At 69.0% G+C, this 13,295-nt stretch carries 12 protein-coding genes and 1 tRNA gene; 9 read left to right on the forward strand and 4 right to left on the reverse strand.

The features are described from left to right. The first annotated feature begins 135 nt into the window (after positions 1-135). The 4 genes from BM355_RS02965 (at position 136) to BM355_RS02980 (ending at position 4,136) form a co-directional block, all read left to right on the forward strand. The gene (locus tag BM355_RS02965; RefSeq protein ID WP_091694331.1) at positions 136-681 is read left to right on the forward strand and encodes a YceI family protein; all 546 of its coding nucleotides are present in this window, start codon (positions 136-138) and stop codon (positions 679-681) included. Between the two features lie 69 nt (positions 682-750). Then, positions 751-2,472 (forward strand): flavin monoamine oxidase family protein, encoded by a 1,722-nt coding sequence (locus BM355_RS02970; protein ID WP_245760561.1) that lies wholly within the window; start codon positions 751-753, stop codon positions 2,470-2,472. Beyond that, the gene (locus BM355_RS02975; RefSeq protein ID WP_218154298.1) at positions 2,469-3,311 is read left to right on the forward strand and encodes a carbon-nitrogen hydrolase family protein; all 843 of its coding nucleotides are present in this window, start codon (positions 2,469-2,471) and stop codon (positions 3,309-3,311) included. Before BM355_RS02970 ends, BM355_RS02975 begins: the two co-directional genes overlap by 4 nt. A gap of 42 nt (positions 3,312-3,353) precedes the next feature. After that, positions 3,354-4,136 carry a YwaF family protein gene (locus BM355_RS02980; RefSeq protein WP_091694335.1) on the forward strand — a complete coding sequence of 261 codons (783 nt, stop codon included), beginning with the start codon at positions 3,354-3,356 and terminating at the stop codon, positions 4,134-4,136. Here the strand turns inward: BM355_RS02980 and BM355_RS02985 are convergent. Together BM355_RS02985 and BM355_RS02990 are read right to left on the reverse strand one after the other, a co-directional pair. Beyond that, positions 4,111-5,250 (reverse strand): hypothetical protein, encoded by a 1,140-nt coding sequence (locus tag BM355_RS02985; protein ID WP_091694339.1) that lies wholly within the window; start codon positions 5,248-5,250, stop codon positions 4,111-4,113. The two genes, BM355_RS02980 and BM355_RS02985, sit on opposite strands and share 26 nt — an antisense overlap. Continuing rightward, positions 5,247-5,633: a PadR family transcriptional regulator gene (locus BM355_RS02990; RefSeq protein WP_091694344.1), complete on the reverse strand. Its 387-nt coding sequence runs from the start codon at positions 5,631-5,633 to the stop codon at positions 5,247-5,249. Before BM355_RS02990 ends, BM355_RS02985 begins: the two co-directional genes overlap by 4 nt. A 129-nt stretch (positions 5,634-5,762) precedes the next feature. Between BM355_RS02990 and BM355_RS02995 the strand changes: the two genes are divergently transcribed. After that, a tRNA-Val gene (locus tag BM355_RS02995) sits at positions 5,763-5,836 on the forward strand. A gap of 63 nt (positions 5,837-5,899) precedes the next feature. After that, positions 5,900-6,856 carry a phosphotransferase gene (locus tag BM355_RS03000; protein ID WP_143109400.1) on the forward strand — a complete coding sequence of 319 codons (957 nt, stop codon included), beginning with the start codon at positions 5,900-5,902 and terminating at the stop codon, positions 6,854-6,856. Between the two features lie 71 nt (positions 6,857-6,927). On the opposite strand, the gene BM355_RS03005 is transcribed toward BM355_RS03000, so the two are convergent. Together BM355_RS03005 and BM355_RS03010 are read right to left on the reverse strand one after the other, a co-directional pair. Beyond that, a complete protein-coding gene (locus BM355_RS03005) occupies positions 6,928-7,407 on the reverse strand; it encodes a redoxin domain-containing protein (RefSeq protein WP_143109401.1) in 480 nt (159 codons plus the stop codon). Positions 7,408-7,418: 11 nt separating this feature from the next. After that, positions 7,419-7,799 carry a DUF3052 domain-containing protein gene (locus BM355_RS03010; protein ID WP_091695258.1) on the reverse strand — a complete coding sequence of 127 codons (381 nt, stop codon included), beginning with the start codon at positions 7,797-7,799 and terminating at the stop codon, positions 7,419-7,421. A 389-nt stretch (positions 7,800-8,188) separates the two neighbouring features. Between BM355_RS03010 and aceE the strand changes: the two genes are divergently transcribed. The 3 genes from aceE to BM355_RS03025 all read left to right on the forward strand — a co-directional run bounded on the left by aceE (position 8,189) and on the right by BM355_RS03025 (position 13,257). Beyond that, a complete protein-coding gene (gene aceE / locus BM355_RS03015) occupies positions 8,189-10,888 on the forward strand; it encodes a pyruvate dehydrogenase (acetyl-transferring), homodimeric type (RefSeq protein WP_245760562.1) in 2,700 nt (899 codons plus the stop codon). Between the two features lie 155 nt (positions 10,889-11,043). Then, positions 11,044-12,243, forward strand: coding sequence for a PucR family transcriptional regulator (locus BM355_RS03020; RefSeq protein ID WP_091694359.1), 1,200 nt, complete (start codon positions 11,044-11,046; stop codon positions 12,241-12,243). Positions 12,244-12,321: 78 nt separating this feature from the next. Then, positions 12,322-13,257, forward strand: coding sequence for an ACP S-malonyltransferase (locus BM355_RS03025; protein ID WP_091694364.1), 936 nt, complete (start codon positions 12,322-12,324; stop codon positions 13,255-13,257). The last annotated feature ends 38 nt before the right edge of the window (positions 13,258-13,295 follow it).

The raw sequence follows: 13,295 nt of genomic DNA on the forward strand, positions 1-13,295 counted from the left end.
CGGCTCCTGCCGCCCAGACACCACCCTGGGGGTGCACCTTCATTCTCCCCCAGATCCGTGTGGTCCGACTACGCTGACATCAGACACCAGGTGCGGCGCATCCGCGTCCGGCCGTGACCCCAGGGGGAACATCACATGACCGCTCAGGACCTCGCCGGACACTGGACCATCGACCCGGCCCACTCACGGATCGGATTCTCCAGCCGTCACGCCATGGTGGCGCGCGTGCGCGGCGCGTTCAACGAGGTCACCGGAGAGGTCACCGTGGATCCGGCCGACCCCGCCCGCTCCTCGGCCACGATCCGGGTCCAGATGGACAGCGTGGACACCCGCAACGCCCAGCGGGACGAGCACCTGCGCAGTGCCGACTTCTTCAATGTGGCCGAACACCCGGAGATGGTGTTCATCTCCCACCAGATCGATGAGGTGGAGGACAACAGCTTCATCGTCAACGGAGAGCTGACCATCCGTGGCATCACTCGGCTGCTCTCCGTGCCGCTGGAGCTGATCGGCATGGACACCGATCAGAACGGCCAGGTCCGCGCGGGCCTGGAGGGCAGCCGGCGGATCGACCGCCGCGACTGGGACGTCACCTGGAACACTCCCCTGGACTCCGGAGGGGTGCTGGTCAGTGACAAGATCTCCCTGGAGTTCGAGATCTCCCTGGTCAAGCAGGCCTGATCCGGCCCTGCCAGGGCGCGGGGCCGCCGTCGGGAAAGTCTGAAATGTGACTTTGATAACGTCCTGGGGGTGACCCTCTCAGACACTCCTGACACGCATCCTCGCCTGGACCACGCGGCAGATCCCGCACCTCCAGCGCAGCCGGGACTCACCGCCTTCGGCCCGGACTTCCCCTTCGCCTACGACACCTGGCTGACCCACCCGGACGGCCTGGGGTCAGTGCCGCCCGAGTGCCACGGCGAGGAGGTGGCGATCATCGGAGCCGGGATCTCCGGACTGGCCGCCGCCTACGAGCTGATGCGGATGGGGCTGCGTCCAGTGGTCTACGAGGCCTCGCGTCTGGGCGGTCGACTCCGCTCCGAGCCGTTCGCGGACGGAGACCCGGCCACCATCGCCGAACTGGGCGGGATGCGCTTCCCCCGGTCCTCCGCCGCGTTCTTCCACTACGTGGACCTGCTCGGGCTGCAGACCAGGCCCTTCCCCAACCCGCTCACCGAGGCCGCTGGCTCCACGGTGATCGAGCTGGCCGGTGAGGCCTGGTACGCCCAGACCCTGGATGATCTGCCCCCGCTGTTCCGGGAGATCGCCGAAGCCTGGGACGGCGCCCTGGAGACGGTCCTGCACCTGGGACAGCTGCAGCAGGCCATGCGCGCCCGGGACGCCGCCGCGGTCAAGCGCATCTGGGACGAGCTGGTCCCCCGGTGGGACGACCACTCCTTCTACGAGTTCGTGGCCTCCTCGGAGGAGTTCTCCCAGCTGAGCTACCGGCACCGTGAGGTCTTCGGCCAGGTGGGCTTCGGCACCGGCGGCTGGGACTCGGACTTCCCCAACACCATGCTGGAGATCCTGCGGGTGGCGGTCTGCGAGTACGACGACGACCAGCACCTGATCCAGGGCGGCGCCGAGCAGGTGCCCCGCGGGCTCTGGGATCGGCCCGTGGACGACGCCATGCACTGGCCGTCCGGGACCTCGCTGTCCTCCCTGCACGAGGGGCGGCACCTGGGCGCGGTGACCCGCGTGTACCGCACGGCTGACGGACGGCTGGGCGTGGTGGACGCCGAGGGCGAGGAACGGACCTACCGCACGGTGCTGGCCTCCTGCCAGACCTGGCTGCTGACCACCCAGGTGCAGGTGGAGGAGGAGCTCTTCTCGCAGGAGGTGTGGATGGCACTGGACCGCACCCGGTACATGCAGTCCTCCAAGACCTTCGTGAAGGTGGACCGTCCGTTCTGGAGGGACATCGATCCGCAGACCGGGCGGGAGCGGATGTCCATGACGCTGACCGACCGGCTCACCCGCGGCACGTACTTCTTCGAGGACGGGCCGGATGATCCGGCGGTGATCTGCCTGAGCTACTCCTGGATGTCCGATGCGCTGAAGATGCTCCCCCATTCGGCCCAGCGGCGCGCCGACCTGGCGCTGCAGGCCCTGGATCGGATCTACCCCGAGGTGGACGTGCGCCAACACATCATCGGTGAGCCGATCACCGTCTCCTGGGAGGCCGACCCGTACTTCCTGGGCGCGTTCAAGGGCGCACTGCCCGGACACTACCGGTACAACGAGCGCATGTTCGGACACTTCGTGCAGAAGGACCTGCCCACCGAGCAGAAGGGCATCTTCCTGGCCGGCGACGACGTCTCCTTCACTCCGGCCTGGGCCGAGGGCGCCGTGCAGACCGCGCTCAACGCCGTCTGGGGCATCGTGGACCACCTGGGCGGGAGCACCCCGGAGGCGAACCCCGGCCCGGGCGATGTGTTCGATCAGCTGCGCCCGGTACGGTTGCCGGCATGAGCCCCGCCTCCATCTCCTCCCTGAAGGGCCCTCCACCGCAGCCGATCCGGGTGGCGGCCGCCCAGTGCCGCCCGATCCCGGAGGACGTCCCGGCGAACCTGTCCCTGATGGACCGCCTGCTCGCCGACGCCGCGGGGCAGGACGTGGATCTGGTGGTCTTCCCCGAGATGATGCTGACCGGCTACGGGATCGGAGCCGAGGCGGTGTCCCGGCTGGCCGAACCGGTGGACGGACCGTCCGGACAGTCGGTGGCCGAGATGGCACACCAGCACGGGGTGGCGGTCTGCTTCGGCCACCCCGAGCGGGACGGTCAGGCGGTCTTCAACAGCGTGAGCCTGGTGAGCGAGTCCGGCGAGCGCCTGACCGGCGGGCGGAAGATGCACCTGTTCGGGGACGTGGACGCGCAGCAGTTCTCCGCAGCTGACCGCGCGCCGCAGGTGGCCACGTGGCACGGCTGGACCGTGGGAACGGCGATCTGCTTCGACGTCGAGTTCCCGGAGACCACCCGACTGCTGGCCGAGCAGGGTGCTGACCTGGTCCTGGTGCCCACGGCGAACATGGTGGGCTTCGAGGTGGTCAACCGGGTGCTGGTCCCTGCCCGTGCGGCCGAGAACCAGCTGGCCCTGGTGTACGCCAACCACACCGGTTCTGACCCGCTCTTCGACTACAACGGGGACAGCCTCATCGCCGGTCCGGACGGCTCCATCCTGGCTGAGGCCTCTGCCACCGGGGCTCCCACCGGTGAGCAGCTGGTCATCGCAGACCTGGATCCCCACAGGGTCCTGGATGCCCGGCGTGACTTCTCCTACCTCACCCAGCGCCGGACCGACCTGTACTGACAGTCGTCGGCGCCCACTGCTCCTGCGACCTACACTGTCGCCATGGATCGCATGACCCCCTACGGGCCGGAACACCTGGCCGTGCTCGTGGTGATCGTCGTCGTCGGGATCCTGGCGGTGGTCCACGCCCGCCGGGTGCGCGGCACCCCTGCTGAACACCGCCTCACCCGCGGCGCCGGCTGGCTGCTGCTCGTGGTCTCGCTCCTGTGGATGGCCTGGGGGCTGCTGCCGCAGAACTGGGACATCGAGCAGTCGCTGCCGTTCCACTTCTCCGACGCCCTGCGCATCATCACCGCGATCGCCCTGATCACCCGTGCGGGCTGGGCGGTGGCGGTCAGCTTCTACTGGGGCCTGACCCTGAACCTGCAGTCGGTGCTGACGCCGGACCTGACCTACCTGGGCGACCCTGTCCTGGAGTTCAGCCTCTACTGGTTCCTGCATGCCATGGTGCTGTGGGCCCCGCTCGTGCTGGTGTGGGGACTGGGCTATCGGCCGACCTGGCGCGGCTATGGGGCGGCCTTCGGCATCGCAGTGGGGTGGGCCGGTGTGGCGGCCGTGGCCAATGCGGTCACCGGCGCCAACTACGCCTATCTCGCCCATGCCCCGGCGGGACCATCCCTGTTGGACGTGCTGGGTGGCTGGCCCTGGTACATCGGGGTCGAGTTCCTCCTGGTGGGCGCCGTCTGGGCACTGATGACCTGGCCCTTCACGACGACGGCCCGCACCGAGCACGCACCGCTCGCCGACCGCTGGGGTCTGGTGAGGAGGCGGGCCATCCCCGCAGCCGCAGCCTCGCCGACTACCCGCGCGTTCGCTCGGTCTTGAGCCTGGCCGCCCGGCGCCAGTCCCGCGCAGAGGAGATCGTCGCCCCAAGGAACAGCAGGAGCATGCCCGCGCGGAAGACGCTCTCCAGGACGGGCACCTCATCCATGCCGAGCCCTTCCACCAGCTGCGCTGCGAAGAGGACCGTCCAGGCGGCGGCCAGCGCCCCGGTGAACAGGGTCATCCGCCGCGGCCGGACCACCGGATCCTCGGCGAGCGCGTGGGCGTAGTCCCAGGGCGAGCCGAACTCCTCGACCGCCAGGTTGCTGGACTGCTGGGCATGGGTCAGCGCCTCATGGACTGCCCGGTCCACGTCACTGTCCTTGAGCACTCGCCGGTGGAACAGCGCCGAGCGGAACTGGTCGGCCCAGGTCCGATCGTCCACCGGTTCTTCGGCTGTGTGCACCCGGCGGGGCAGGCCCAGATCATCGTGCGCGCCGCTGCCAGGAATCCGCTGGGCCAGCTGCCAGGCGACCACGGCCAGGAGTGTCCAGGCGCCGGTCGCGATCCAGATCCAGGGCACCCCCTGCGGCAGCAGCACATCCTGAGTGGCCATGGCCACCACGGCGATCACCACAGCGGAGACCGCCACTACGACGACGGCCGCGGCCACGGCGCGCAGATTCCCTCGGCGTCCCAGGGTGGAGGAGTAGACGGCGTGCAGCAGGATGATCGGCACGGCGATCGCGCCCGGCACCAGGATCCAGCCCAGGCTCATCTGGTCCGGGCCCCATCCCGGGATCACCGTGAAGAGCGCGAACAGGAAGGACATGCCTGCGGCCACGGCGGGGATGCCCCACAGGGCCGAGCGCAGGCTCCAGGTGTTCTCCGTCTCGCCGCGGTGCCGGATGAAGCGCTCCGGGTTCTCTCGCAGCCAGCGGTGCACCGTCGCCTCCGCCCACACGCCCGGTTCCCCGTGGAGCTGTTCCAGGGACTGGGCCGATCCTCGTGCAGCCTCGGCCGCGCGGCGCACCTCGCCCTGCGCCGGGGATGACTGGACCTGGGAGAGCAGCAGCCGGAAGTAGGCATCCCGTGACCAGTCCAGGTCGCGCTCGGAGTGTCCGTGGTCCTTGACCTCGGACTCCAGCCGCTCCAGGTCTTCGGTGGTGTCCTTCATGGTCCCTCCCCCTGGGCACCCGTGGTGACGGGGCCGTCGTCGTGCTCTGTGGCTGCGTCCGCGGTCAGGGCGGTGACCAGTGCCGCCCACTGGGCGCGCTCCTGGGCCAGCTGTGCTGTCCCCTGGGCGGTGAGCCGGTAAGTCCGCCGCCCCGGGCCGGTCTGGCCTGGTTCCCAGGTGGAGGCGATCAGCCCGTCCTCCTCCAGCCGTCCCAGTAGCGGGTAGAGCGATCCACCGCGGGGCCGGCCGAAGCCGCGGCCCTCCAGCTCGGTGGCGAGCCTGTAACCGTGGCGGGGGCCGCCCCGCAGCACAGCCAGGATGGCCGTGGGCAGCGCCGTGCGAGACCAGGCCGCGGGCCACTGCTGCCCTGCCGCTGACCCCATCGCCTCACCTCTGTACGATGGGTACGTTCCGTACGTACCCCTCAGTACACCCTGCATGCACCAGGGGGGTCTCGTCAAGGCGCCGCGGTGCCTGCGCTAGCATGGCGAGGTCCGGTCTGACCGGGTTCGGGGCCAATAGCTCAGTTGGTTAGAGCACTTCGTTTACACCGAAGGGGTCGGGGGTTCGAGTCCCTCTTGGCCCACCCACCTGAATCTCTTCGCACCGCCACGGCAGCCGCCACATCAGCGCACCCGTGGGAGGACCTATGGAAGGATCGCACCTCCCGATGGAGCAGGACTGGCACCCTCGCGCGCGGGCGTGGATCTCGGAGCACCTCGGCGTTGAGTACCTGAAGATCGACCAGGTCCGGGAGCGGCACTGGGGGTCGATCTGGACGGTGGACACGGGTGATCAGCGCTGGTGGTTCAAGCGCGGCCATCCCCGCCTCCACCACGAGGTCGCTCTGCGGCGGATCCTGCGTGACCATGCACCGGCACTGATCCTGCCGGTGGTCGCCGATCACCCCACTGAAGGATGGATGCTCACCGAGGATCAGGGCGGAACGCTCTCCGTTCGCGCCTCCAAGCATCCAGACCAGGGGCTACGGATCCTCAGGGACCTCGCCCAGGCCATCGCACAGGTGCAGCGCTCAGTTCCCCTGGAGGCTGTGACCCGCCCGGGGCTGGACGAGTTCCGCCCGGATCACGCCGTGGAGACGTTGGACCGGGCCCTGGCCTGGTTCACGGCATTGCCCCCGGACCACCCGGCCCATGTGGGCACCGGGCGCCGGGACAGAGCCCTGGAGGCCATGGCGCACGTGGTGGAGCGTTGGGACCGGGTCCGGGCGGACAGCATCCCGGACCTGGCGATCGACCACAACGACCTCCACCTGGGCAACGCCTTCCCGGGTCCAGTGATCTCCGACTGGGGCGACGCCGTGATCGGACACCCCTTCGGCACGGTCAGGCACCTGTTGGTCACCGCACAGCGCCTGCACGGCACGCGTGCCGCCGAGACGGTGAAGGGTGCCTACCTGTCCGAGTGGGGCGACCCGGCGGAACTGGACGAAGCACTGGAGACTGCCGTGCGGCTGCAGGTGCCGAACAGGCTGAACTGCTGGTGGCGGCTGGACTCTCCAGACATGGTGGCCGAGTACGCGCAGTACATCAACCCGCTGATCGACGAGATCGGCCAGGGCTGGGACACCGTCACCGAACCCTGATCCAGCATGCGATCACGATCACGACGGATGTGGTCTCGATCGGCGTGTCGCGGCATGCAGCGCGCACGTGTTCAGAGGTTCAGGTGGGACTGGGGGGTGCGTTCCTCGCCTGGGGCTGCCTGGATCCGGTGCAGGACAGTGCCGTCCACGTCGATCAGCACGCTGGAGCGCCGGGCACGGCCGGACTCGGCGTCGAACTCCCCCAGCAGCTGTGCCGCAGCACCGTGCGGCCAGAAGTCGGAGAGCATCGGAATGCTGATCCCCCACTCCTCCGCCACGGGACGCAGCACCGGCGCGGGGTCACAGGAGACGATCCGCAGGGCGATGCCCTGATCGGCCAACTGGTCGGCCAGCGACTGCATCCAGCCCAGCTCGCGGGTGCACACCGGGGTGAAGGCCCCCGGCAGAAAGGCGATCCAGCAGCGCGAGGCGACGGAGCCGCCGTCGGGAAGGAGGAATCCCTTCGTCCGCTCGCCTGACGGGGCCAGCGGAGGCCAGGCCCACGGCTGGCCGTGCTGATCGCGCAGACGCGGGGTGGTCGGCGGTACCACCGGGTGGGCCGTCAGGACTTGCGGCGGCCGACCAGTCGTGTGGCCGACCAGTCCTCGGAGACGCCCGCTGTGGTGGTCACGTGCAGGCCGGCGGTGGGAGCGGCCTCATTGGCATCCGCGGGATCCACGTAGCCCTCACGGCCCTTGCGCGGGGTGAACAGCCAGACCGGGCCGGAGTCCAGTGAGGTCTGCACGTCCACGAGGGCATCGGTGAGGTCGGTGACGTCGCCGTCGTCCTCACGCCACCACAGGATGACGGCGTCCACGGGCTCCTGGTCGTCCTCCGTGAGCAGCTCGGAGCCGAGTCCGTCCTCCAGCGCGTCACGGAAGTCGAAGTCGACGTCATCGTCGTAGCCGAACTCCTGGACCAGCTGTCCGTGGGTCAGACCCATCAGCTGTGCTGGTCCCTCTCCGGCCTCCGCGGTGGGTGCTGCGGCTGCCGACTCTGGCTGGTTCACGTCACGTTCCTCTCACATCCTCAGTGGATCCTGTGGAATCCAGGGCCCACCGGGCGGGGGCCCTTCCGACCAAGGGTACTGCCCTGCCGCCCTGAGGGCACGCCGCACCCCAGACAAGCGGTCCGTCACCGACGTCACGCAGGCTGACCCTGGGGTCCCACAGGCACTACAGTCGACACTGGAAGTCCTGGCCCAGGGACGCCGCAGGACAAGATCCCGACGGCAGCCCGGTCCGGCACCGTGGACACCATCCGCTATGAAGAGAGGTTGCCGTGAGCGCAGCTGAAGAAAGCTCCCATATCCTCAGTGGCCTGACGAATCAGATGCCCGACAAGGATCCGCAGGAGACCGCCGAATGGATCGAGTCCTTCGACGGCCTGGTGGAGTCGCGTGGCACCGAGCGCGCTGAATACATCATGCGCAGCCTGCTGCAGCGGGCCGGCACCAAGTCGGTGGGCGTGCCCATGGTCACCACCACCGACTACGTCAACACCATCCCGGTGGACCAGGAACCCGAGTTCCCGGGCGACGAGGAGATGGAGCGCCGCTACCGCAACTACTTGCGGTGGAACGCGGCGATGATCGTCCAGCGCGCCCAGCGCAAGGGTGTGGAGGTCGGCGGCCACATCTCCTCCTACGCCGGTCAGTCCACCCTGTACGAAGTGGGCCTGAACCACTTCTTCCGCGGAGCCGACCACCCCGGCGGCGGCGACCAGATCTTCTTCCAGGGGCACTCCTCCCCCGGCAACTACGCCCGTGCCTTCCTGGAGGGACGCCTGACCGAGGAGGAGCTGGACGGGTTCCGCCAGGAGAAGTCCAAGGCCCCGCACGGCCTGCCCTCCTACCCGCACCCGCGGATGAAGCCGGACTTCTGGCAGTTCCCCACCGTGTCCATGGGCCTGGGGCCCTCCAATGCCATCCTGCAGGCCCAGTTCAACCGGTACCTGCACAACCGCGGCATCAAGGACACCTCGCAGCAGCACGTGTGGGCGTTCCTGGGCGACGGCGAGATGGACGAGCCGGAGTCGCGCGGCGCACTGCACATCGCCGCCAACGACAAGCTGGACAACCTCACGTTCGTGGTCAACTGCAACCTGCAGCGCCTGGACGGACCGGTGCGCGGCAACGGCAAGATCATCCAGGAGCTGGAGGCCTACTTCCGCGGCGCCGGCTGGAACGTCATCAAGGTCCTGTGGGGCCGCGAATGGGACCAGCTGCTGGAGAAGGACGACGACGGCGAGCTCGTGCGCATCATGAACGAGACCCTGGACGGCGACTACCAGACGTACAAGGCCGAGGACGGCGGATTCGTCCGCGAGCACTTCTTCGGCCGCTCCTCCACCACCAAGGAGATGGTGGCGGAGATGAGCGACGACGAGATCTGGGGCCTCAAGCGCGGCGGCCACGACTACAAGAAGGTCTACGCCGCCTACAAGGCCGCCATGGAGTACAAGGGCAAGCCCACCGTCATCCTGGCCCAGACCATCAAGGGCTACGGGCTGGGCACCCACTTCGAAGGCCGCAACGCCACCCACCAGATGAAGAAGCTGACGGTGGAGGACGTGAAGATGTTCCGCGACCGTCACCGCATCCCGGTCACGGACGAGCAGATCGAGAACGATCCGTACAACGTGCCCTACTACCACCCGGGCCCGGATGCACCGGAGATCAAGTACATGATGGAGCGGCGCAAGGAGCTGGGCGGATTCCTGCCCGAGCGCCGGTCCACGTACTCCAAGCTGCCGCTGCCCCCGGAGTCTGCCTACAAGCAGGCCAAGAAGGGCTCGGGCAAGCAGCTGGCCGCCACCACCATGGCGTTCGTGCGTCTGCTCAAGGACCTGCTCCGGGACAAGAACATCGGCCAGCGGATCGTGCCGATCATCCCGGACGAGGCCCGCACCTTCGGCATGGACTCGTTCTTCCCCACCGCGAAGATCTACAACCCCAAGGGACAGAACTACCTCTCCGTGGACCGGGACCTGTTCCTGTCCTACAAGGAGTCCCCGCAGGGCCAGCTCTTCCATGTGGGCATCAACGAGTCCGGTGCCACCTCGGCGTTCAACGCCGCCGGCACCTCGTACGCCACCCACGGCGAGCTGATGATCCCGGTGTACATCTTCTACTCGATGTTCGGCTTCCAGCGCACCGGGGACACCTTCTGGGCCGCAGCGGACCAGATGGCCCGCGGGTTCGTGATCGGCGCGACCGCCGGACGGACCACCCTGACCGGTGAGGGCACCCAGCACGCGGACGGGCACTCCCCGATCCTGGCCGCCACCAACCCGGCCGTGAAGCACTACGACCCGGCGTTCGGCTACGAGATCGCCCACATCGTCCGCCAGGGCCTGGAGGACATGTACGGCGACCACGACCGCGGCGAGGACGTGCGCAACGTCATGTACTACCTCACCGTGTACAACGAGCCGATCCAGCACCCGGCCGAGCCGGAGGACCTGGACGTGGAGGGCCTACTCAAGGGCATCTACAAGTACCAGGACGGTCAGGGCGAGGGACCCAAGGTCCAGCTGATGGGCTCCGGTGTCTCCCTGCCGTGGGCGATCGAGGCCCAGCAGATCCTGGCCGAGGACTGGAACGTCTCGGCGGACGTCTGGTCGGTGACCAGCTGGAACGAGCTGCGCCGCGAGGCGGTGGCGGCCGAGCGGAAGGGCTTCATGAACCCCTCCGAGGAGGCCCCGGTCCCGTACATCACCACCAAGCTGGCCGGCGCTGAAGGACCGATCGTGGCCACCACGGACTACATGACCATGGTCCCGGACCAGATCCGCCAGTACATCCCGAACCGCTACGCCACCCTGGGTGCCGACGACTTCGGGTTCGCGGACACCCGCGCAGCGGCACGCCGTCACTTCGCCATCGACTCCCACTCGATGGTGGTGCGTGCCCTCCAGATGCTGGAGCAGGAGGAGAAGGTCGAGAAGGGCACCGCGGCGAAGGCCTTCGAGAAGTACCGGATCGACGACGTCTCCGCCGGCACCACCGGCAATGCCGGAGGCGACGCGTAAGGCGACCCCTCGCCTGCTCTCCCTGAGCAGGCCCGACGACGGCCGGTGAGGTTCCAGCGGGACCTCACCGGCCGTCGTCGTTCCCGGCGTCTGTGGAGTGGACCGGGACGCCGCAATTGTGGGAAGTCCACAATCCAGGCCCTATGCTCGAGCACATGTCCGAGGCTCGCATCACGCCCCCGCCGCGCAAGGTCTCCGAAGAGTCCCTGCGCCGGCTGAGGTCCCATCTGGGATCGCTGAACACCGCCACCCTGCAGCGGCTGGACAGCACCCTGCCCTGGTACCGCAAGCTCAGCCCGGACGATCGCTCCTCCCTGGGCATGGTGGCCCAGCGCGGCCTGACCGGGTTCCTGGCCTGGTTCGAACGGCCCTCCACCACCATGACCACCCTGCTGGCCGAGGTCTTCGGCGGAGCCCCCACCGAGCTGACCAAGGCGATCAGCCTGCAGAAGGCCCTGCAGCTGATCCGCACCGTGGTGGACGTGGTGGAGGCCCTGGTGCCCGGGATCGTGCAGGACCGGGACCAGTCCGCGGTCCGCGAGGCGGTGCTGCGCTACTCCCGGGAGATCGCCTTCGCCCTGGCCGACGTCTATGCCCGAGCCGCCGAGACACGCGGCGCCTGGGACTCACGACTGGAGGCGGTGCTGCTGGACGCCGTGCTGCGAGGAGACGAGCCGGATGAGATCCGCTCCCGCGCCGCCGCCGTGGGCTGGAACGGCACCGACGGCGTGCTGGTCATGGCCGGCAGCACCCCCACCACTGATCAGCCCGGGTTCATCTCCGATCTGCGCCGTTCGGCTCTGCGCGCCGGCCTGGACCTGATGGTGGGAGTCCAGGCAGAACGTCTCATCCTGGTGGTGGGAGGGGTCGTGGACCCGGCCCGGTCCGCCGAGGTGTTCGTGGGGGGCTTCGGGGACGGACCGGTGGTCTACGGCCCCATGGTGGACTCTCTGACGGAGGCCCATCGCAGCGCCCGGGAGGCCCTGGCCGGGCTGTCCGCTGCCTGCGCCTGGACCCGAGTGCCTCGCCCCGCCGACACCCAGGACCTGCTCCCCGAGCGGGCACTGCAGGGAGATCCCACCGCCACTGAGGTCCTGCTCCACCGCGTGCACGCTCCACTGGCCGCCGCCGGCACCAACCTGCTGGAGACCGTGGACACCTACTGTGAGCTCGGACATTCCCTCGAGGGCACCGCCCGGGAGCTGTTCATCCACGCCAACACGGTGCGCTACCGGCTGCGGCGGGTCTCGGAGATCACCGGCTGGGATCCGCTGGTCCCCCGTGACGCCTACGTGCTGCAGACGGCCCTCGCCGTCGGCCGGCTCCATGCGCCGACCGAAGCCTTCAGCTTGTAGGAACCCTCCAAAGAGGTTCGATGAGGTTGGTGTCCGTGGCGCCGGGCTGGCGGGCCTTGAGGCTGACAGAGTTGGACCATGCTCGCCATCGTGTGCCCTGGACAGGGCTCCCAGACCCCCGGATTCCTCTCCAGTTGGACCGAACTGGACGGCGTCACCGACCGGCTGGCCGCGTGGTCCGAGGCCGCTGGAGTCGACCTGACCGCCCACGGCACCGTCTCCGACGAGCAGACCATCAAGGACACCGCCGTGGCACAGCCGCTGATCGTGGCGGCCGGGCTGCTCTCGGCCCACGCGTTGGGCGTGCAGGACCTGCCTGCCGGAGGCTGGATGGCCGCCGGCCACTCGGTCGGTGAGATCACGGCCGCGGCCCTGGCCGGTGTCCTGACCCACGAGCAGTCACTCGAGTTCGTGCGCATCCGCGCCACCGGCATGGCTGAGGCGGCCGGAGCCACTCCCACCGGCATGTCCGCTGTCCTGGGCGGCGACCCGGACGAGGTCACCGCGCGGCTGGAGGAGCTGGGCTTGGTCCCGGCCAACGCCAACGGCGGCGGTCAGACCGTGGCCGCAGGCTCCTTGGAGGCCCTGGCCACGTTGGCCGAGGAGCCACCCGCCAAGGCCCGGGTCATCGGTCTGAAGGTCGCCGGGGCCTTCCATACCCCGTACATGGAGTCGGCCGTGCCGGCGCTGCGTGACTACGCCGCAGGGCTGCAGCCCCAGGACCCGACTGTCACGCTGCTGTCCAACCGCGACGGGCAGACCGTGACCGACGGGTCCGAGGTGGTGGAACGACTGATCGACCAGGTCACCTGCCCGGTCCGCTGGGACCTGTGCATGGAGTCCCTGGGTGCGGCGGGCGTCACCGGCATCCTGGAGCTGCTTCCTGGAGGCACCCTGACCGGCCTGGCCAAGCGAGCGCTCAAGGGCACGCCCACCCTGGCGGTGAAGTCCCCTGACGACCTCGAGAAGGCCCGGGCCTTCATCACCGAGCACGCCACCCCTGTGGCTGACTGACGCCGAGCCGCCCTTTTCTCCCCACAGACCGAGGACCC

It is taken from the genome of Micrococcus terreus (genome assembly GCF_900116905.1).
GTDB lineage: Bacteria > Actinomycetota > Actinomycetes > Actinomycetales > Micrococcaceae > Citricoccus > Citricoccus terreus.